Annotated in this window: 22 protein-coding genes, 1 tRNA gene and 4 pseudogenes; 14 read left to right on the forward strand and 13 right to left on the reverse strand. The window is 68.1% G+C overall.

The window, feature by feature from the left end; genetic code table 11:
* The first annotated feature begins 153 nt into the window (after positions 1 to 153).
* Positions 154 to 228: transfer RNA gene (locus K377_RS29930), tRNA-Trp, on the forward strand.
* Between the two features lie 28 nt (positions 229 to 256).
* On the opposite strand, the gene K377_RS42440 is transcribed toward K377_RS29930, so the two are convergent.
* On the reverse strand, positions 257 to 469 hold the full coding sequence (locus tag K377_RS42440) for a hypothetical protein (protein WP_111666710.1): 213 nt from the start codon (positions 467 to 469) through the stop codon (positions 257 to 259).
* Between the two features lie 289 nt (positions 470 to 758).
* Between K377_RS42440 and K377_RS29940 the strand changes: the two genes are divergently transcribed.
* Both K377_RS29940 and K377_RS29945 read left to right on the forward strand, forming a co-directional pair.
* On the forward strand, positions 759 to 1088 hold the full coding sequence (locus K377_RS29940; protein ID WP_111666711.1) for a CPCC family cysteine-rich protein: 330 nt from the start codon (positions 759 to 761) through the stop codon (positions 1086 to 1088).
* A 37-nt stretch (positions 1089 to 1125) separates the two neighbouring features.
* A pseudogene (locus K377_RS29945) lies at positions 1126 to 1970 on the forward strand (IS5 family transposase).
* A gap of 180 nt (positions 1971 to 2150) precedes the next feature.
* Here the strand turns inward: K377_RS29945 and K377_RS29950 are convergent.
* Complete coding sequence (locus K377_RS29950) at positions 2151 to 3056, reverse strand: NADP-dependent oxidoreductase (RefSeq protein ID WP_111666712.1); 906 nt, start codon at positions 3054 to 3056, stop codon at positions 2151 to 2153.
* Positions 3057 to 3170: 114 nt separating this feature from the next.
* Between K377_RS29950 and K377_RS29955 the strand changes: the two genes are divergently transcribed.
* The 3 genes and pseudogenes from K377_RS29955 (at position 3171) to K377_RS29965 (ending at position 4878) form a co-directional block, all read left to right on the forward strand.
* The gene (locus tag K377_RS29955) at positions 3171 to 3617 is read left to right on the forward strand and encodes a MerR family transcriptional regulator (RefSeq protein ID WP_237551294.1); all 447 of its coding nucleotides are present in this window, start codon (positions 3171 to 3173) and stop codon (positions 3615 to 3617) included.
* 241 nt (positions 3618 to 3858) lie between these two features.
* Positions 3859 to 3960, forward strand: a pseudogene (locus K377_RS29960) (IS5/IS1182 family transposase); the annotation flags it as partial.
* A gap of 222 nt (positions 3961 to 4182) precedes the next feature.
* Complete coding sequence (locus K377_RS29965) at positions 4183 to 4878, forward strand: hypothetical protein (protein WP_111666713.1); 696 nt, start codon at positions 4183 to 4185, stop codon at positions 4876 to 4878.
* Positions 4879 to 4955: 77 nt separating this feature from the next.
* Here K377_RS29965 and K377_RS29970 read toward each other — a convergent pair whose 3' ends face one another.
* Positions 4956 to 5174 carry a hypothetical protein gene (locus tag K377_RS29970; protein ID WP_111666714.1) on the reverse strand — a complete coding sequence of 73 codons (219 nt, stop codon included), beginning with the start codon at positions 5172 to 5174 and terminating at the stop codon, positions 4956 to 4958.
* Positions 5175 to 5347: 173 nt separating this feature from the next.
* Here K377_RS29970 and K377_RS29975 point away from each other — a divergent pair, with 173 nt between their 5' ends.
* The 4 genes from K377_RS29975 to K377_RS29990 all read left to right on the forward strand — a co-directional run bounded on the left by K377_RS29975 (position 5348) and on the right by K377_RS29990 (position 6968).
* Positions 5348 to 5545 (forward strand): YlcI/YnfO family protein, encoded by a 198-nt coding sequence (locus K377_RS29975; RefSeq protein ID WP_237551295.1) that lies wholly within the window; start codon positions 5348 to 5350, stop codon positions 5543 to 5545.
* Complete coding sequence (locus tag K377_RS29980; RefSeq protein WP_258395164.1) at positions 5542 to 5853, forward strand: hypothetical protein; 312 nt, start codon at positions 5542 to 5544, stop codon at positions 5851 to 5853. Before K377_RS29975 ends, K377_RS29980 begins: the two co-directional genes overlap by 4 nt.
* A gap of 71 nt (positions 5854 to 5924) precedes the next feature.
* Positions 5925 to 6461, forward strand: a complete 537-nt coding sequence (locus K377_RS29985) for a transcriptional regulator (protein ID WP_111666715.1) — start codon at positions 5925 to 5927, stop codon at positions 6459 to 6461.
* 102 nt (positions 6462 to 6563) lie between these two features.
* Positions 6564 to 6968 (forward strand): hypothetical protein, encoded by a 405-nt coding sequence (locus K377_RS29990; protein ID WP_237551306.1) that lies wholly within the window; start codon positions 6564 to 6566, stop codon positions 6966 to 6968.
* A 129-nt stretch (positions 6969 to 7097) separates the two neighbouring features.
* Here K377_RS29990 and K377_RS29995 read toward each other — a convergent pair whose 3' ends face one another.
* From K377_RS29995 to K377_RS30005, 3 genes are all read right to left on the reverse strand, one after another.
* Complete coding sequence (locus K377_RS29995) at positions 7098 to 7778, reverse strand: ATP-dependent DNA ligase (protein ID WP_258395180.1); 681 nt, start codon at positions 7776 to 7778, stop codon at positions 7098 to 7100.
* 324 nt (positions 7779 to 8102) lie between these two features.
* A complete protein-coding gene (locus K377_RS30000) occupies positions 8103 to 9059 on the reverse strand; it encodes a hypothetical protein (RefSeq protein WP_111666716.1) in 957 nt (318 codons plus the stop codon).
* Between the two features lies 1 nt (position 9060).
* Positions 9061 to 9669: a TetR family transcriptional regulator gene (locus K377_RS30005; RefSeq protein ID WP_111666717.1), complete on the reverse strand. Its 609-nt coding sequence runs from the start codon at positions 9667 to 9669 to the stop codon at positions 9061 to 9063.
* A gap of 143 nt (positions 9670 to 9812) precedes the next feature.
* On the opposite strand from K377_RS30005, the pseudogene K377_RS42755 reads away from it, so the two are divergent.
* Positions 9813 to 9989: pseudogene (locus tag K377_RS42755) on the forward strand (IS630 family transposase); the annotation flags it as partial.
* Between the two features lie 245 nt (positions 9990 to 10234).
* Here K377_RS42755 and K377_RS30015 read toward each other — a convergent pair.
* Complete coding sequence (locus K377_RS30015; RefSeq protein WP_111666718.1) at positions 10235 to 11200, reverse strand: LysR family transcriptional regulator; 966 nt, start codon at positions 11198 to 11200, stop codon at positions 10235 to 10237.
* A 71-nt stretch (positions 11201 to 11271) separates the two neighbouring features.
* On the opposite strand from K377_RS30015, the gene K377_RS30020 reads away from it, so the two are divergent.
* The 3 genes and pseudogenes from K377_RS30020 to K377_RS30030 all read left to right on the forward strand — a co-directional run bounded on the left by K377_RS30020 (position 11272) and on the right by K377_RS30030 (position 14177).
* Positions 11272 to 11934 (forward strand): maleylpyruvate isomerase family mycothiol-dependent enzyme, encoded by a 663-nt coding sequence (locus K377_RS30020; protein WP_111666719.1) that lies wholly within the window; start codon positions 11272 to 11274, stop codon positions 11932 to 11934.
* Complete coding sequence (locus K377_RS30025) at positions 11931 to 12419, forward strand: DUF1772 domain-containing protein (protein ID WP_237551296.1); 489 nt, start codon at positions 11931 to 11933, stop codon at positions 12417 to 12419. Before K377_RS30020 ends, K377_RS30025 begins: the two co-directional genes overlap by 4 nt.
* Positions 12420 to 13062: 643 nt before the next feature.
* Positions 13063 to 14177: pseudogene (locus K377_RS30030) on the forward strand (IS701 family transposase).
* Here K377_RS30030 and K377_RS30035 read toward each other — a convergent pair.
* The 6 genes from K377_RS30035 to K377_RS30055 form a co-directional block, all read right to left on the reverse strand.
* Entirely contained in the window at positions 14165 to 14698 is a 534-nt protein-coding gene (locus K377_RS30035) for a hypothetical protein (RefSeq protein WP_111666868.1), read from the reverse strand. The pseudogene K377_RS30030 and the gene K377_RS30035 sit on opposite strands and share 13 nt — an antisense overlap.
* Before the next feature lie 210 nt (positions 14699 to 14908).
* Entirely contained in the window at positions 14909 to 15502 is a 594-nt protein-coding gene (locus tag K377_RS42445) for a hypothetical protein (RefSeq protein WP_237551297.1), read from the reverse strand.
* 45 nt (positions 15503 to 15547) lie between these two features.
* On the reverse strand, positions 15548 to 16042 hold the full coding sequence (locus K377_RS42450; protein ID WP_237551298.1) for a hypothetical protein: 495 nt from the start codon (positions 16040 to 16042) through the stop codon (positions 15548 to 15550).
* A 12-nt stretch (positions 16043 to 16054) separates the two neighbouring features.
* The gene (locus K377_RS30045) at positions 16055 to 16912 is read right to left on the reverse strand and encodes a radical SAM/SPASM domain-containing protein (RefSeq protein ID WP_111666721.1); all 858 of its coding nucleotides are present in this window, start codon (positions 16910 to 16912) and stop codon (positions 16055 to 16057) included.
* Between the two features lie 104 nt (positions 16913 to 17016).
* Positions 17017 to 17601 carry a phytanoyl-CoA dioxygenase family protein gene (locus K377_RS30050; RefSeq protein WP_111666722.1) on the reverse strand — a complete coding sequence of 195 codons (585 nt, stop codon included), beginning with the start codon at positions 17599 to 17601 and terminating at the stop codon, positions 17017 to 17019.
* Positions 17598 to 17984: an ATP-binding protein gene (locus K377_RS30055; RefSeq protein WP_111666723.1), complete on the reverse strand. Its 387-nt coding sequence runs from the start codon at positions 17982 to 17984 to the stop codon at positions 17598 to 17600. The genes K377_RS30050 and K377_RS30055 overlap by 4 nt, the downstream gene beginning before the upstream one ends.
* Between the last annotated feature and the right edge of the window lie 119 nt (positions 17985 to 18103).

Raw genomic sequence — 18103 nt, forward strand, 5'->3', positions numbered from 1 at the left:
GACGTTCACGAGCTGATGGGTCTGCTCGCCGACGTACGCGACGGACACGAGCCGGACGCCGAACTCGCCCGGTACCTGCTGGCGAACCTCACCGGTCGGGTGCCGTCAGCCAGCTGACACCTCTGGACGCAGCGCCTAGAGTTCGGGATGGGGCGGGGCGTAGCGCAGAGGTCGACGCGCGCGGTCTCCAGAACCGCGAGGACGCCGGTTCGAATCCGGTCGCCCCGCCCTCCCTCCGCTGCGGTCATCCCCGCAGTCAGGCCGCCTCGTAGTGGTGCGCGCGTCCACCCCGCCATAGCACCCACGCCGGATCGTCAAGCAGCGTTTCGGCATCCTCCAGCCCAGCCCGCCGCAGGAACTCGATTACGTCCGCATCGAAGTGGGCGAGGCCGAGGATCCACCCGCGTGCGGGGACCCGTCGGCCGCCGGTACCGAGCGGCGGGTAGACGACTAACGGTGCACGGCCCATGCTTCCAAGGTGAGTCGCATCCGGGGCGCTCGCATCCGGAACTACCCGCGTGGCGCAGGCGTCGAGTAGGGCATGACGAAGAGCGGCGGCGCGCGGTGAGGGATGCTCTGATGTTCGGTGAAGGACTGCTCGGCATGGCGCTGCTGGCGGTCGTTCCAACCATCGTCGGCGCGGCGATCATCTGTTCCCTTGTTGGACTGACCGTGTGGGCGACAGCTCCGATCCGTAGGCGCAGGCGTTCGGGCGACAGCTAGGCCGTTTATTGTGGATCACTCCGGGGAGCGGGACGATGGCGGCCATGGTCTCTGACGAAACGCCCGTCCATTCCGCGAACCACGCCGTGAACGACCTCATCGCGTGCCCATGCTGCTTCCAGCGAACGTTGGAGGAGCGGGCAAACTTCGAGATCTGTCCAGAGTGCGGCTGGGAGGACGACGGGCAGGATGATGCGGACGCTCACGTTGTCCGGGGTGGTCCCAACGGTCGGCTGAGCTTGGCGCAGGCCCGGTTGGACTACCTGGAAGAAGTCGCCGCGGGAACCGATGAGTCCATGACACGCGGTGGCGACGGGCTGTGGTTGTCAGAAGCACGGCGCCAGGTTCCGGACGTGGCTGATTAGGACAGCGTCCAGTGACCCTGGTTCTCGTTGTCAGATCATGCCGTTGACCGATGTGCAATGGGCGCGGATCGAACCGCTGCTTCCGGACCGGGCACCGAAACGGGGTGGCCGGTGGCGGGATCATCGTCAGGTGATCGACGCGATCGCCTTCAAGTTCCAGACCGGCATCCAGTGGGTCCACCTGCCACAGGAGTACGGCAACTGGCGAGGCGTTTATAACCGGCTACGGATGTGGGCCCTCGACGGGACCTGGGAGCGGGCGTTCACCGCGCTGGTGGCAAAGGCCGATGCCGAGGAGGACCTGAACTGGGTCGTGTCGGTGGACTCCACGATCGTACGAGCTCACCAGCATGCGGCCGGGGCCCGCAAAAAGGGGTCCCGGCCGATGAACCGGCAGATCACGCCATAGGCCGCTCCCGCGGCGGACTGACCACCAAGATTCATCTCGCGGCCGACGACCGCTGCCGGCCCCTCGTTTTCGTCCTCACCGCCGGCCAGGCCGGTGACGCACCCGCCTTCGCGGACGTCATGGCCTGTCTGCGCGTACCCCGACGGCGCGGACGACCGCGCACCCGACCGGACGTAGTCCTGGCCGACAAGGCCTACTCCTCACGCGCCATCCGCGAGCACCTACGCAGGCGCGATATCCGAGCGGTGATCCCCGTCCCAGCGGACCAGGAGGGCCATCGGCTCCGACGAGGCAGCCGGGGCGGCAGACCGCCCGCCTTCGACCGCGAGTCCTACAAACAGCGCAACACCGTCGAACGGTGTATCAACCGACTCAAGCAATGGCGTGGCGTTGCCACACGCTACGAGAAGACCGCAACCATCTACCTCGCCGAACTCCACGGCGCAGGAATCTTCCTCTGGTCGGCCCGGTGATCCAAACGAGACCGCCTAGGCGCTGCAGTCTGAGTGCTCCCATGCCGCGGCTCAGGGGCAGGGTCTCGCTGCTCTGGCGCGGCCCTGATGTCTGCGGCTGGTGTCGCACGACACAGCGGCCGGCGCCGTGTCGCGCGACACCCGAAGACGGCCACTTGATGTCAGCCCAATGCTCGTGGATCAGATGGTCACGACGATTTTCCCGCGTACGTGCCCGTACTCGGAGGCTGCGTGCGCCTTCGCGATCTCCTCCAGCGGATAGAGCTTCTCGATGCGCGGCGTATAGCGGCCTTCTGCGCCGAGGCGTGCAGCCTCGGCCAGGAGCCTGGGGTCGTTGACCGCATTGGCCACCCGGACGCCCAGACGCTGGGCGTTCATGTGGTCCGCGACTGTCACGACGCGGTCCAGACCGCCCGCGATCTCGACAAGGTCGGGCAGGGAGCCGGAGGCGGCGACGTCGAGAACCAGGTCGATCCCCTGCGGGGCCAGCTCGGCGAGGCGCTCGGACAGGCCCGCGCCGTAGGTGACGGGAATCGCTCCGAGGGAGGTGAGGTAGGCGTGGTTGCGTTCGCTGGCCGTCCCGATCACTGTGGCTCCGAGCGCGTGGGCGATCTCGACAGCCGCGCCTCCTACGCCGCCGGCCGCGCCTTCGATCAGTAGCGTGCGGCCTTCCAGGGACCCGAGCGTCTTCAGTCCGCCCAGTGCCGTCACGGATGCCAGGCCCGCGGCGGCGGCTTCGTTGTCGCTCCAGTTCGCGGGTGTGGGAGCCCATGCAGACAGCAGGGCCAGCTCGGCAGAAGCGCCCGTCACTCCGCCGAGGCCGAAGACGCGGTCCCCGATGCTGATCGAGTCGACGCCGGCACCGACCTGGTCCACCACGCCGGCAGCGTCGCGGCCAGGGATCGCGGGCAGATCGACCGGCAGGAAGTCACGCACCGACCCGTCGCGCACCTTCCAGTCGACGGGATTGACGCTGGCCGCCGTGACCCGGACGCGGATTTCTCCTGGACCGGGCGACGGGTCGGGGGCCTGCTCGATGACGAGGGTGTCCGTGCTGCCGTACTCGTGGTAGCGGGCTGCGCGCATGATGACCTGCCTTATCGGTGCGAATGGCTATGAATGCCCTGGAACCCGTTACGCTAAAACCTGACGCTGACGTGAGGTGCAAGTCCGGGCGACGACCGGGAGCAAGGGAGAGCCATGAGGATCGGCGAGGTGGCCCGGAGGTCCGGCGTGAGCGTGCGTGCGCTGCGTTACTACGAGGAGCGCGACCTGCTGCGGGCCGACCGCAGTTCAGGAGGTCAGCGTCAGTACCCGGACTCTGCGGTCGGGCAGGTTGATCTGATTCAGCAGCTGTTCGCTGCCGGGTTGCCGAGCAGGTCGGTACGGGAGGTGCTGCGCTGCGTCAATGCCGGCTCGGTGGCTCCGGGACTTCTGGATCAGTTGGAGAGCGAACGAGCACGGATCAGCGAGCGGATCGCCGGCCTCGTCACCGCGCGCGAGCGGCTCGACCAGGTGATCGCCACCACACGCAATCCTCCGCCCGAATGCCGTCACGAGCAGGCGTCGGGGCCCCGACCGACAACTATGCAGCCGATTGACGACCGAACGCCTCCCATTCCACCGCAGAGCGCCGTGGTCCGCTGATCTATGCACTTAATGGTCGGCTCCTCCCACGTCAGGACCCTTAAGAACGGCTAACACAATGAGGTGCATCGCCCCTGGTGGCCCTGCCTGACAGGGCAGTTGGACGTGGTCCGGGCCGTGGGGAATTCACCGTGGATCGTGCCGGACGACCTCTAGGCGCGGAACCGCCGCTTCTACCGAAGAAGCAGCGGCGGTTCCGCTACCCCGGACTGGCAGATCGCCCGCGCCCTTCGCAGATGCTGTGGCAGCGGTGCTGCCGGGCCGAACCCATGACCTGACGGCCGTCCGCACCCACAGGATCCTCCGAACCTGCGAGCGCAAGGGTGTCCCGGTCCTCGCCGACATGGATCAGTGTTATCTAGGTCGGAAGCTGACCTAGCTCGCGCCTACCGTCGCTGCTGGCAGACAACATCGGCATAAGGACCACGATGCCCGAGCAGACCAGCCCGCCACGTCCCGTGCCGGACAGCAATCGAATGATCCGAAAGAAACGCCCTAGTGCTGTGACCGAGAAGGTTCACCGGGTCTCTGAAGCTGTTTAGGCCTGGACCCGTAGCCTGGCCGGATGCCCGATGACATCCTTGCCGCGTGGCCCCTGGCTCCTGCCTCGGAGGCTGACTGGCTTGCCGACCTCGCCCAGGATGACGGCCTCACCGGCTACGAGGCGCCCGGACGCCCCGATGCCGCCTGGGTACTCGGCGGCATGTATGAGCGCGGGGAAGCCGCCGAGGATTCGCTCAACCACGAGCAGAGCCGGGACGAGCACCCCGGCCCGGGGTGGCAGCGGCTGCGCTGGGCGGAGCTGGCTGCTCGAATCGGTGATCCAGTCGTACCGCAGGGTCTATACCCCTGTTACCACTGCTTTCCCTCCGCGAAAGAGGCAGAAATTCGGCCCGGCTCCATCGAGTGGCCCGCCGAGGGCAGCCTCGACAGACCGACATGGGACCAGCTGATCCGCTTCCTTACGGAGCACAGCCCCCAGGGAACCGACACACCTTGTCTGGCGTACTACAACCCGATCATCGCGCGAGATTTTGAGATCGGGCGGGTTCGCTTCGGGCGCCTGGGCGACGCCCAGAGCCTCTTCGACAACCCGGAGATCTGGTACACCCCCTCCAACCTGTGGGCCGCTGACCACTCCTGGGTCGTCTGCACCGACTACGACCTCTGGGGCACCAAGGTCTGCGGCCCCCACTCGCTCGTCGAAGCGCTGCTCACGGACCCTGAGCTCGAAGCCGTCCGCCTCCCTTGGACCAGCTAGTGCATTGACCGCGAACGTTCCCGGTCACAGCACTAGCGAACATCACAGGGCTGCCCTGCGGCACCCGAGGAGGCGCTCTACTGGTTTCTCTTGCGGCGTTGTCCCACCCAGCTGCCGACGGCGAGAACGAGCACGGTGAACACCGCGAGGCCCACAACTTCGGCGACGATCAGCGGTGAGATCAACGCTCCGACGATGACGACGGCCAAGGTGATCAGGACACCGATGACCACGTGCCCATGGACGTGAATGCGACGCTGCGGCTCCTCCCACGGCCGCTGCTCGTGGAAAGTCATGACGCACCTCCTGAAATAAGGGGTCCTGCCTCCAGAGTCCGCGCGTCGGCCCGGGTTCGCGCGGTGGCTCGCGCACCGTCGACGAGAGCCATGGCGGTACCGCGCACGTCTCTGGCGATCCTGCGGTGCACCATCGCATTACGCCACCGGTTTCCGGTGTCTAAAATGGTGTCATGACGGTGACCTCGATGACACTCCGTGTTCCTGATGAGCTGGCCCCCTCGATCCGGCAGGCCGCTGCCGCGGCAGGGCTGAGCATGAACGCCTACATCGTCCGTGCCGCCCGCCGCGCAGCCACGCTGGATGCCGCTCAGCAGCTCGCGGCGCTCGGCCTGGGCCAAGACCTCGCGGGTGAGGGCGACGCCCTGTGAGTCAGGAGATCAAGCGCGGCGAGGTCTGGACCCTGACCGACGGCCGGGACGTCCTCGTCGTCACCCTCACCGGCCTCGACGAGGCCTACGGCGCGGTCCTGGCGATCGTCCTGCATCCGCCCGGCCGCTACCCCGACACCGCCATGTCGGTCGAGATCACTGCTCCGGTGCACTGCACCGCCGTCGCCGTGAACCTCCAGCAACTGGCGACCGGAACCCGCTTCAAGGGCGCCACCCACCGCGGCACCGTCGAACCGACCGTGATGGCCCGCGTGGACCAGGCGCTGCGCGCCGTCCTCGACCTCTGACCAACCACTGACCTTCTGGGGAGGGACGACAGGTACCGGATGGCAATCATGAGTTCGGGAAGTTCGGGGCGCTGAGCATCAAGGGCCATGAGGCCGTCGCGCGCCAGCTCGATGCGCTCGCCGGATTCATCGCGACGCCCATCACCGCGCGCGGTGGCCTGATGGCTCGCCTGGACTACCTCACGTTTTCCGACCGGGCCCGCCAGGCCGCGAGGGGAGCCGGCCTCACGGTCACCGACCGCACCCTGAGAGCGTGGCTGGACGGCAAGCGCACCCCCACCAGGCAGAACCTGAACCGCATCGACCGCGCCTACAAGGCGGTACGGCGGCAGAACGTCGCCCGGCATCTGTTGCAGCGCCTGAACAAGGCGGGTCGCGGCACCCGGGTCGAGTTCCACCCCCTGAATCAGTCGCAGGTGAACCGGCCGCACGTGCGCGCCATCTCCTTTCGCATGCTGAACGTCCGCAGGTGGGATGCCGTGGTGAACGCGTGGGCTGATGACGATGACGACGCGCTCGACCACGCCTGGTTCGACGACGTCGCCGCTGACCTCGGCTCCGACTACGGCTCCTACGAGTACGTGACGAACATCGGCTTCGCCGCCTGACCTCCGGGGGGTGCCTCTATGTCTTTGGCCAAGCGGGTGGGCGGCGTTGGCCCGGGGGTCGATCATCCGAGCGGGGCATGAGACTGTCTGGTCGTGGCGGAGATGATGAGTGGGTTGGAGTCGGCCTTGGCTGAGGCGTCGTCTCCGTCGTGGCCGCTGCGTGTTCGTGGCGGGCGTGACCTTGCTTCCTTCGCTGATTTTCCCGAGGCTGCGGACGCGTTGGTGGGACTGTTGCTGGACGTCGAGGACACAGCGGTGACCCGGCAGACTGCAGAGGCGCTGGCCCGAGTAGGGACGGTGGCCGCCGTAAGGCTCATTGCTCTCGCGGTTGCCGAGGCCGACGACCAGCAGGCTGACTGGCTGCAGACGGGACTGAATGACGCGCTCGTGAGGTCAGGCGGTGTGCTCGACATCGCAGCGATCTGCGGGCAGCTCGCTCAGGAGCAGGAAGAAGATGTCCGGCGGGGTGCCGCGGAGGTCTCGGTATGGATGGACGGGCCGCAGTGATCGTTCTGTCCGCCCGCCGCGCCTCCAGTTGAGACCCGGCCGGGGTGCCCTCTCGCCAGCGCAGGCGTGTCACTGTGACGGTGGGGTGCCTGGTCGTCCCGGCCTCGACTTCCGCAACCAGGCCCGCGCTCATCGTCGTGTATTCGTCTCCGTCGTCCACCCGCGAGCGCCCGCCGGTCCCGGACGTCGCGGTGTGTCGGGCCACCTCCAGGGCGACCTGCGCGGGCACGGCCCGGGACAGCACGGTGCGTCCGTCAGGCAGCCGGAGCGCGAGCCGCCGCGGCCGCGCAGCAGGGCCGACGTACCCGACCACTGCGGGTCAGTCGTCTCGCTGTGCCGCACCTTCTGAAAGACCCTGACACCGCCCCGGTACGGGCTGGCCGCGCGCTTGGCGACGATGCCCTCGATGCCCTGCGCCTGGAGCTGCTCGAACCACACGAGCGCCACGTCGCGGTCGTCCGTCGCGGGCACCGCCTGAAGCGGCGGCCCGCCGTCGAGCACGTCGAGCAGCGCCGCCCGCCTCTCCAGATACGGCAGGCCGCGAACATCCTGACCGGCCAGCATGAGGCAGTCGAACGCCGCGTAGCTGGCGGGGTGCCGGTGCACCAGGTCGGCCAGTCGCCTGCCGCGCGAGGAAGCGCGGGAGCGGACCGCTCCGAAGTCGATGCGTCCGTCCAACCAGATCACTGCCTCGCCGTCGAGGACTGTATTCGGCGGGAGGTTCATGGCGGCGGTGGCGAGGTCGAGCCACCGCTGGGTGGCGTCCCGCCCGGCCCGGGTCTGGACACGGACGGTGTCGCGCCGCCAGATGACCGCCCTATCGCCGTCGAATTTGGGTTATGCGCTGCTGAGCTGTCCGCAGAGAGTGTCCAGCTCTATGTCGAGCACAGGATGACGGGTGCACTTCACCCGCCGAGAGCCGCTGTGGCCTCGCGAAGCCACGCCCCTCATGCGCGAGTTCAGCCAGCTGTTCGCCTCACTCGAACGACGGTTGGACGACTGGTGTACGCCTGAGGGGCAGCCGCTCCTACTCACCCCTGAGGGCAACCGCGCCAAGAAACCTCTGCGTCGTTGTTGGTGTGACTGGGGGCCTTGGTGATTGAGAGCCTGTGTCGACGCTCGGGAGCGTCGCTGTCAGTCGGAGCGGCCGTCTGGTCGTTGATGTCTGGTACTCATGGCGTGGAAGATCTTCTTCGGTTCGCAGAGGGTCTCGTCGAGCATGCGCACGACGCCGTAGGAGGCGACGTCGCGATCGCCGGGCTTGTCGTAGTTGGCGAAGGAGAACCACAGTGCGGTATCCACGCCTTCTTCTTCGAAGATGTCGAGCAGTTCGTTAAAGTAGCGCACCTGCTCGTCCTCGTCCGGGATCGCTCCTTGTGGTGGCTGCCAGGCCATGCCACCGAGATCGCCCGCGCCTCGGTAGGCGCACGTGCCGTATTCGGTAATGGCGACCGGCTTGCCGTGGGAGAGGGACACGCGCAGGTCGGTGCGGAAGGTGTCGGCGTTCTGCGCGGTTCGATAGGCGTCGATGCCCACCAGGTCGAACGGAGCCCAGTCGACCGGCTCCCACGGGCCGGAGGCGTAGGTGATCCTCCCGCCGAAGTGGGCGCGAACGGTCGTGACGGCTTCGGCGAGGAAGGCGTTGAGGCGTTCGGGGACCGGCCCGAGGGAGGTCCACCATTGCATGTCGGCGGTGGCCATGGCACGGAGGCGGTCGCGGTAGGTGTTGCCAGGAAGGAAGCCGTGGGCGAAGGCGCTGAGTTCGCAGCCGGTGACGAAGACCACCTGCGCGCCGTCCTGCCGCAGGGCTTCGGCGCGCTGTGCGCAGTTGGCGAACAACGTCAGGATTGCCTCGGGGCGAAGGTCGACAGGAAACGGGGAAAACCACACTTCAAGACCGGTGTCCGCGGCATGCCGTGCGGCTGTGCCCAGTCGCTCGGGGTCGCGGCCGGAGATACGCACGGTGTCGCAGTGCAGGTCACCAGCGAGGATCGTCATTTCGCGCCCGACCTGTTCGGGGTCGAAGGTCCTTCGGGTGAGGAAGTGGCCGGGGAAACTGCCGGTGTCGTAGTTGATGCCTCGTGCGCGCACGTCAGTGGCCTTCTGTGTGGTTGATTCCGTGTTCCAGTAGGTCGAAGGCCAGCTCGACGTCCTTCGCTAGAGCACGGCTGGCGTCCTTGGGGGAAGTACCGCCCAGGAGGCTCTGGAAGTATGTCTCTTGGAGGGCGAGCATGGATGCGGCGATCTGGGCCGCCATAAGTGCGGCTGCCGTGGGGCCGTACTCGTCCGCCAGAACCTGTGTCAGTGCCTGGCGTTGCTGGTAGAGCAGACCGTTCGCCGCAGCCTGGAGTGCCGGACTGTCGTGGATCACACGAATGCGAGCGAGCAGCGCGTCCAGGTCCGCTGGCGGTAGCTGTACGTGGGCAAGCGCGCGATGGTGCGCTCGTAGCGCCTCGATGAACGTCTGCCCGGTCGTCCGCCGGGCCACAATCCCGGCCAGGTCGTCACCACTCGCACCGTGGAGGACGAGTGACTCTTTGGCCGGAAAGTATGCGAAGAGCGTCGCCTTGGCTACCTCGGCGGCCTCGGCGATCTCGTTGACCGTCACCACGTCGAAACCGCGCTCACTGAACAATCGCAACGCCACCGCGGCGATCCGCTGCCTGGTCTGTTCCTTCTTGCGTTCTCGAAGCCCTACCACGCAACCATAATAATCAGACTGAGTACAAAAACAAACTGGGTATGGTTTTGGGGTGCCCTGTCTCCGCAGATGATCAGTCGCGAGCGGTTTGACACCCGTACGCATGGTGGCCCCGGAGCAGCGGTGTCGCGAGGATGTTCGGGGTGGCAGATCGGGTGCGCGTCCGCGGGATCGATGACCGCGAGGGGCGGCGTCTGCTGCGGATCGTCCGCAGGGGCACCGGCACGGCGGTGAGCTGGCGGCGAGCCCAGACGACCCTGCTCTCCGCGCAGGGCATACCCGTGGCGCAGGCCTCGGCCTCCGCGACGAGGACGGACCGATCGGCGTGTACTCCTCGCCGTCGTCCGTCGACTTGCGCCTACCGGGCCCGAAGTCAGCGCTGTGCCGGGCCACCTCGGGGCCCGCAGAAGCTGCGACGTCCGGGCGACAGGCGGCTCAGCACTTCGCAGATCAGCGGTCCGCGTCGAGAGCGCGCAAGGCGGACGCAACACAAAGTGGGCCAGGGCCTCTGAGCGGAAGTCGTTTCGCGGTGTATTGGGGATTCGTCAGTCGCGTATCGGCATGATCAATCGCGAGGACAGTTGATGTCGCTCGCTGTTGTTCCTGCCGGCCCTTGGTGCTTGAGCGGCTTCGGGAATGCTTCACGCAAGCGGGCGAGGAGAGCCTGGGCCGCGGGGCCGGAAGGACCTCCGGTCTGCCACGCGAGAGCGATGCGGGCACGCATCTCGGGCCGGACGATCTGGAGGGTGCGAAGCTGCGCGTCGACGGGGGAGCCGTCCTCACTGGCAGGCAGCACGGCAATCCCCAGGCCTCGTGCGGCAAGCTGTGAGAGCACATGTGGGGCTGCTGCATCGAAAGCAACTCGAGGCCGGAATCCGGCCTGCGCGCAGCCCTGTTCGAGCGCCGCCCGGACCCCGCTGCCGCGGGGCAGGCAGATCAACTTGTGATCGCGTAGCTCGGCAAGCTCGATGCTCGGACCGCGGACCCGGTTGAGAAGCGGATCGCCGGGGGCGACAGCAGCAACCAGTGGCACGTCGATCACCATTTGGAAGTCCACTCCCGGAGGGGGTACGTCCTGTGCCGTTCCCAGAACGGCGATATCGAGCTCGCCGGCCAGGAGCGCGGCCTGCATCCGCTCCGTGGTGTCTTCGGTGAGGGCCACTTCCACCGAGGGATGGGAGTCGTGGAAGTCCGCGAGCAGGGCGGCTATGTCGAAGGCGTGTCCGGTGGCACCCGAGACCATCTTGATCGTCACCCGGCCGCGCAGCAGCCCCGTGTACGCGTCGACCGTCTGCGCCACCGACTCCGCTGCGGCCAGTGCGGTACGCGCGTAGGGCAGGACTGCCCGGCCCACCTCTGTCGGCGTGACCGACCGGCCGGAGCGGTCAAGCAGGGGCTGGCCCAGCTCCTTCTCCAGCTGGCGGATCTGGGCGCTGAGTCCGGGCTGCGCCAGATGCAGCCGGGCGGCGGCGCGAGTGAAACCGCCCTCCTCGACGACACAGACGAAGTACCGCAGCTGACGCAGTTCCATAACCAACGATTCTAGATCGCAGCAGAACTATCTATTGGCTTTATCGGTCCGCCGAAAGCAGGCTTGATCACATGGAGGACGCGACAGCCAACAGAGGGAACAGCGGAGATGTCAGAGGAGCCATCGCGGCGGAGCGCCGGGAACTGGCAGACTTGTTCGACACTTTGCGAACCGCTCAATGGAACGCGCCCAGCCTCTGCACCGGCTGGCGCGTCCGTGACGTGGCGGCGCACATGTCGATGGGGTTCCGGCTCTCCTGGCCCACGATGTGCGGTGAGTTGGTCAAGGCGCGCGGCAGCCTTCACCGTATGACCGACCAGGTCGCGCGCAGGGATTCCGCGGCCCATTCCACCACCGAGCTCGCGGCTTTCCTTCGGGACCATGCCCACCATCCTTGGACACCACCGGTCGGCGGGCTGACCGCGGCGCTCGGCCACGACGTAGTGCACGGGCTGGACGTCACCGTGGCCCTCGGCCTCGACCGGAGCGTCCCCGAAGCCCGGCTGCGCATCCTGCTGGACGACATCCGGCCCCGCAGCCTGAAGTTCTTCGGCGCAGAACTCGACGATGTGCGACTGTGCGCCGAGGACCTCGACTGGTCGTACGGTTCCGGCTCGCCGGTGTTCGGCGCCGCTCAGGACCTCCTGCTGCTGGCCTACGGCCGCAGACTTCCCGCGGGACGGCTCCGAGGAGAAGCAAGCAGCCGTTTCGCCCAGACCACCGCGGAGGCATGAACGCGATGCGCACTCGGCTTCTCCTCGGCCTGGCTTTGCTCTCCACCGGTCTGCTCGCCGGCGCCTTCGGCTACGGCGCCGCCAATCTCGTTCCGACCTTCAACTCGGTGCCGATCGACATGAGACTCGACTTTCACACCCAGCTGATGAAGATGAACGGGATCACCATGCAGGGGGCTATGGCTGTATCGGCTCTCAGTGCTCTCGCCCTGGCCGTCCTGACACGCGGGCGGCCCCGACTCCTCGCAGCCACAGCCGGGTTCCTGACTGTCGCCTCCTTTCTGATCACCCGTTTCGGGAACGTCCCGATCAACGGCCAGATCAAGCAGTGGGCCGCCAAGGTGCCGCCGGCCGACCACGCGAGGATCCTGCGCCGTTGGGAGCTGTTCAACGATGTCCGCACCTGCACGGCCCTCGCCGCGTTCGCCATCCTCATCTGCGTTGCCCTGCGGCGGGCGGACTTGCGAGGAGCTGAGCACCGCTGAACACACCCTGGGAAGCTCACAGTGGCTCGTCCCCGGCCAGCCGATGAACCCGGCCAGCCTCCAGGCCCACCTGCGGAAGATCGGCGTCCCGCCAAAGCGCGGCAGGACCTCCGCGATCCGCCAACTCGCCCTCCAGGCCCCAGCTCCCGTCATCACGACTGCACTCGGTTACCACGACAAGACGGCTACCCGGTTGGTCACCGGGGCCGGAGGCAGCTGGATCCGATACGTCCCTGGTGACCACTCACGATGACGCCCAGATCGCACCACCGCGGCATACGCCACTCCTCAACATGCGAGCCCGCCAGTCCCGAGGCCGATTCCCGGTCAATACGGCTGTTCACCCATGCTCGCCCGGCATCCCGGGTGGACCATGGACACCTTCAAACCCTGTCTATAACTTCGGCTCGTACCACCAGCCTTCGCCCTCGGGCAGGCGGGCGACGTTCTCGGCGAGGGCGAGGGCGACGGGATACTCCACGTCTTAGTACTCCAGCCGTAGATCGTGATCTTGCTGGCTGGGGCCGCTGCGGGAACGCGAACGGCCACCGCTGATCATCGGTGTGTGAAGACAGAAGATCATGCGGTGGCCGCAGGTCACAGCGTAGACCCTGCCCGTTGGCAGGAGGCGTTCGAGGTCCTGATGGGCCGGATCGCGGGACGGTTCGGGCGGGTCGAGCCCCGGCGTCGGGTGCGGAAGTTGGTGCTCGGGCTGCTGTCCGACCTGCCGCGCAAGAACTGCTGGACGATCGCGGAGTGGGCCGGGGAGGCGACTCCGGACGGGATGCAGCACCTGCTGGGCCGGGCCAAGTGGGATGCCGATCTGGTGCGCGATGAGGTGTGCGGCTACGTGGTGGAGCATCTGTACGACGACCAGGCGGTGCTGGTGGTCGATGAGACGGGGGACGTGAAGAAGGGCACCGGCACGGTCGGCGTCCAGCGCCAGTACACCGGCACCGCGGGCAGGATCGAGAACTCGCAGGTCGCCGTCTTCCTGGTCTACGCGGGCCGCCGCGGTCACGCGGCGGTGAACCGGGAGTTGTACGTCCCTCGCTCGTGGGCCGACCAGCCCGACCGCTGCCGGGCCGCCGGGCTCGGCGATCAGAGCGCCTTCGCCACCCAGCCGGAGCTGGCTGCCCGCATGATCGGCCGGTTCCTGGACGCCGGGCATCGGGCCCCGTGGGTCGCGGGCGACGAGATCTACGGCGGCAACCCGAAGCTGCGGGCCACGCTGGAGGAACGCAGCTGCGGCTACGTTCTCGCGATCGCACGCAACCACGAAGTCCCCACTCACGCTGGGAAGTTCCGAGCCGACGCCCTGACCAGGAAGCTGCCGAAGCGGGCCTGGCAGAAGCTGTCCGCCGGGGCCGGCGCGAAGGGGCACCGCTTCTACGACTGGGCCATCATCGACCTTGCCCACCTCGGCCCCGGCAGCCACCGGCTGCTGATCCGCCGCAACCGCAGCACGGGCGAACTCGCCTTCTACCGTTGTTACTCGCCCCGCCCGGTGCTGCTGACCGAGCTGGTGAGAGTCGCGGGGTCAAGGTGGCGGGTGGAGGAGTTCTTCCAGTCCGGCAAGGGCCTGGCTGGACTGGACGAGCACCAGGTCCGCCGCTACCCGTCATGGTCCCGATGGGTCACCCTCGCCTGCTCGCCCACGCGTTCCTCGCGGTAGTGCGCGCACGGGAGCATGCCGAGCCCGAGAGCGACGGATTGATCCCGTTGACCTGTAACGAGATCAGGGTTCACGTCCCGTAGCTAAGATCCGTGCCGCCGCTCGCCTCGATGAGCCAGGACAGGGATCCGGTCTCGAACGGCCAGCCCGTGGTGGCGACCTCGACCCATCCACTGCCCGGTTCGCTCACTCCCGCATCCCACCACCACCAACTGCGATCGTCGCCCCGTCCCTCCTCGGTCGGATCGAAGTAATAGAGCCAGTCCGAGAGCATCCATGGCCCCTGACACTCCGCCGCTTTCTGCTCGGAAGTCAGCGCGCACCACCGCCGCTCCCACGCCTCGACGTCGAAGGACGGGTCGGGAACACTCTCCGGATCGCACCGCTGGACGAACCACGCCGGCAACAACTCGGGCCAACGCTCGAACGCAGGCCAGGTGCCTACCCGTTCGATCACGGGCGCCAGAACATCACGCGCACCGCTGATGACTCGTGCCGCGTCATCAGCGGTGAACCGGACCCGCACGAGAAACGCCCGCTCCCGACGATCGCCAACTCCCAGCCCGGCCCGAAGGCGCCGCAGCTCACCCTCCACGATCTCCACAACAACGAAGTGTGCAGCACTACCGAACAGCACCTCAAAAGCGCCCCTGCCGCAGACCATAAGATCACGATCTACCGCTGGAGTACTAGCCCGAATCCACCGACGGCTGAGACGACAGGGCCTCGGCTCGGAACGTGGGGCGCACGAGCCCGATGGGAGGGTCCGCCGGTCGTACCGGCGAACCCTCCCGCCCACCAGGCGGCTTTCAGCTCACAGGGTGTGCTTCCAGTTCCCGCGCGACAGCGTCGTCTCACCGTCCGGGGAGATCTGGGCCGTGGCCCCGTACAACGGCAGTGCCCCCTCACGGTTCAACCGGTCCCGGATCCGCTCCAGCCGGGACCACAGGTGCTGCGGGCCGGCCTCGTGCACGGTCGGTGAGTCGAGGAACCCTGCCGCGCTCGCCCGTGCCCACGATCCGTCAGGGTGCAGCAGCCACACGGTGCGCAGGCCGTCGGCCTCGCCCCTGCGGTACTCGATGCCGGGGCACTGGAGCTCCATCATCGACATGACGTCCCATGCGTCCGGCGGGTACAGCAGCGGGTACCTGCTGGCGACCTGCCTGTCCCCGAGGCCGCTCTCGGCGTCCTTCCAGATGCCGTCCGGGAGCGGGGCGTAGCCGGTCCCGTGCCGGGCCCGCATGAATCCGGCGCGGTTCCACTCGATGCGGCCCCGCGCTCCGCCGTCGGCCGTCTTGTCCGCCGTGAGGATCAGCCCTGTTCCTGCGATCGTCGTCACCAGGCGGCCCTGCGGCGTCAGCGCCTCCAGCCACGAGAGGGGAATCGACGGGACGGACACTGTGGACACGATTCGGTCGAACTCGCCCGGCAGATGGGGGCCGGTGATGTCGCACTACAGCATCCGCGGCTTCATGCCGAGGGTGGCGAGGCGCTCGGCCGCGACGTCGACGAGGCGCGCGTCGATGTCGATGCTCGTGACCTGGGCGCTGCCGAGTCGGGAGCAGGCGAGCGCGGTGCCGTATCCGGTGCCCGTGGTCAGCAGGACCCGGCTGTCGTCGTCGATGGCGGCGTGCCGGTACATGTCCAGGATCAGGCTCGGCAGCGTCGACGACGAGGTCGGCGTTCCCGTGGTGAGGGCGTCGTCGTCGTGCGCATCGTCGGCGTGGTGGTCGTCGATCTGCGTCACCAGCGTGGTGTCCCGGTAGACGTCCGCCGGCTGCGCCTCCGGGCTTGCCGCGTAGGTCCGCAGCCGCCAGCCGTCGCCGTCCTGTTCCCACCACCGGGGTACGAAGACGTGCCGGGGCGTGCGGCTGACGGCGAACCGCCAGGCGGGGTGATGCCGTGCGACCCGGTTGGCCAGCGTCCGTGCTCGTGGCTCCCACAACATGCTGTTGCTCTCCTAATCGTAGGCCGGATCGCAGGCCGGGGTGTTCGCCGGGCTGCAGTCGTTGGAGTCGGCGGGCGGGCACCCGACCGCGGCGCGGGGGATGCTCGCCGCGACGTCTTTCCACGCCTGTCCGTCGAACACCGCGGCGAGACCATCGTCGCGCGCATTGCCCGTGGGCAGGAACCGGCCGAGCACGCACGGCACCACGGTGCCGTCGCCCATGACCGCAGCCCGGGCGTCCGCGCACCGGCCGCACAGGTCCGCCTGGCTCGGCGGGTGGACCTCCGCCCGCCCGACGCTGCGCACGTGGTCCAGGTTCACCCTCGCCACTCCGAGCTCCACCAGCTCCTCGCGTGCCTGCGTGATCCGCTGCCCGTCGAACACGCCGACAACGCCGACCTGCACCCGGATGTTCTTCTCCAGCGCGAGCTGGATGTTCGCCCTCGTTGCCGCGTGCGAGCCCGGCCGGCCGGTCACCCGGTCGTGCTCCTCGGCGACGTCGCTGTAGTACGACGTGCCCAGCGAGACACGCGGGTGAGCGAACCACCGCCAGTGCATGCTCGTGACGCTGTACAGGTTGGTGTACACCTGCACATCCAGGCCGACGTGGAGCGCGTGATGGATCAGCTCCTCGAAGTGGGGGTGGAGCGTCGGCTCGCCGCCGATGAACTGGACCCGCTGCACGCCGAGTTCGGCGGCCTCGCTCATCACCGACTTCCAGTCGGCGGTCGACAGAGACCCGTGGCCCTTCTTCGGGCCGGCCTTCGCGTAACACAGCTTTGGGCAGGTCAGCTGGCACTGTTCGGTGATCTCCAGCTCCAAGAACGCCGGGACCCTCTGGCCGGGCGGTGCCTGCGGGGCGATCGCCATCGTCATCTCCCTTCGACTGCAGCTGTTGATGCTGGACCCGGCGCGGGCATCCGCCCCCGCGGGGGATCGGTGTCAGACGGATTGCCCGCGCCGGGGGTATGGGTTCACCAGGACGTCCCGCTGACCGGCCGCAGGTCGGGCTGCGCGTGCTCGCGCCTCGCGACGGCGCCGGGCGCCACGTACCGCACGCTCACGGCCACGCGGGGAGCGCTTCCCTGGTGGGGCAGACAGCGGTGAACGAGCCGGGTGTCCATCAGGAGCCCGCTGCCCGCGGGCCGTTCGATGGACAAGCCCTGCGCGAGGTCCTGGCGCTGTACTGCGCCGCCGTACGGCGGGTAGTCGGCGCGCTGCGAGCCGGGGATCACGTGCAGGCCCGCCGTCGTGTCCGTGAGCGCGAGCCACAGGGACACCGACCTGCCGGCGTCCAGGACGTGGCGGTCGATGACGCCGTCCAGCTGCCACGGCACCGCGACGTCCGGGCCGAGCAGGTTCCGCACGACGTACAGCAGCCGCGGCGTGCGCACCACGCTCTGCGCCCACTCCTGTCTCACGTGCTGGTCGCGGATCACCGTCGTGCGTGCGACCTCGTGCTCGCGTATCCGCTCGGCCGCGCAGGCGCGCGCCGTCTCCGGGCGGCACCAGCCGTTGAGCAGCCGGTAGCCGCGCGCGCAGAACAGGCCGGCCGTCATCGCGCGCCCGGCAGTTGGGCGCGGACGGTCTTGCCGCCCTCGGCGCGCAGGAACCACGACAGCGTCCCGCCCAGCCCCCGGATCAGGAGCAGACCGCGCCCGCGCTCCTCGTCGTCGGCCACGGGGGCCCGTACGACGCTGAAGCCGGGGAAGGCCGGCAGCGGGTCGGACACGTCGATGAGGAGTGCCCCGTCGCCGAGCAGCGCCAGGCGCAGGACCATCGTTGCGTTCATGAGGCGGCCGTGGTGGAGCGCGTTGGTGACCAGCTCGTTGGCGACGAGCGTCGCCTCCTCGTGGTCACCCGACCAGCGCCACAGATGCAGCCGCCGCCGGACGTGGTCCCGTATCGCGGGCAGACAGCTGTAGATCATCGTGCTCTCCATGGACCACTCCCGAAGTATGGGGGCGGGGGCGGGGGCGGTCGACGACGTGGCCGTCTCGCCCGCTGACTGATGCGCTGCTCTGGTGTGTGGTGAGTCCACGCCCACGGCTCACACCCTTC

This window comes from Streptomyces sp. PsTaAH-137, from assembly GCF_003259365.1.
Taxonomy (GTDB): Bacteria; Actinomycetota; Actinomycetes; order Streptomycetales; family Streptomycetaceae; genus Streptomyces.

Coding starts and splice junctions, on each gene's coding strand:
- K377_RS42440 (WP_111666710.1), bottom strand. CDS start 469: ATGGGCCGTGCACCGTTAGTCGTCTACCCGCCGCTCGGTACCGGCGGC.
- K377_RS29940 (WP_111666711.1), top strand. CDS start 759: ATGGCGGCCATGGTCTCTGACGAAACGCCCGTCCATTCCGCGAACCAC.
- K377_RS29950 (WP_111666712.1), bottom strand. CDS start 3,056: ATGCGCGCAGCCCGCTACCACGAGTACGGCAGCACGGACACCCTCGTC.
- K377_RS29955 (WP_237551294.1), top strand. CDS start 3,171: ATGAGGATCGGCGAGGTGGCCCGGAGGTCCGGCGTGAGCGTGCGTGCG.
- K377_RS29965 (WP_111666713.1), top strand. CDS start 4,183: ATGCCCGATGACATCCTTGCCGCGTGGCCCCTGGCTCCTGCCTCGGAG.
- K377_RS29970 (WP_111666714.1), bottom strand. CDS start 5,174: ATGACTTTCCACGAGCAGCGGCCGTGGGAGGAGCCGCAGCGTCGCATT.
- K377_RS29975 (WP_237551295.1), top strand. CDS start 5,348: ATGACGGTGACCTCGATGACACTCCGTGTTCCTGATGAGCTGGCCCCC.
- K377_RS29990 (WP_237551306.1), top strand. CDS start 6,564: ATGATGAGTGGGTTGGAGTCGGCCTTGGCTGAGGCGTCGTCTCCGTCG.
- K377_RS30015 (WP_111666718.1), bottom strand. CDS start 11,200: ATGGAACTGCGTCAGCTGCGGTACTTCGTCTGTGTCGTCGAGGAGGGC.
- K377_RS30020 (WP_111666719.1), top strand. CDS start 11,272: ATGGAGGACGCGACAGCCAACAGAGGGAACAGCGGAGATGTCAGAGGA.
- K377_RS30025 (WP_237551296.1), top strand. CDS start 11,931: ATGAACGCGATGCGCACTCGGCTTCTCCTCGGCCTGGCTTTGCTCTCC.
- K377_RS42450 (WP_237551298.1), bottom strand. CDS start 16,042: ATGTTGTGGGAGCCACGAGCACGGACGCTGGCCAACCGGGTCGCACGG.
- K377_RS30045 (WP_111666721.1), bottom strand. CDS start 16,912: ATGGCGATCGCCCCGCAGGCACCGCCCGGCCAGAGGGTCCCGGCGTTC.
- K377_RS30050 (WP_111666722.1), bottom strand. CDS start 17,601: ATGACGGCCGGCCTGTTCTGCGCGCGCGGCTACCGGCTGCTCAACGGC.
- K377_RS30055 (WP_111666723.1), bottom strand. CDS start 17,984: ATGGAGAGCACGATGATCTACAGCTGTCTGCCCGCGATACGGGACCAC.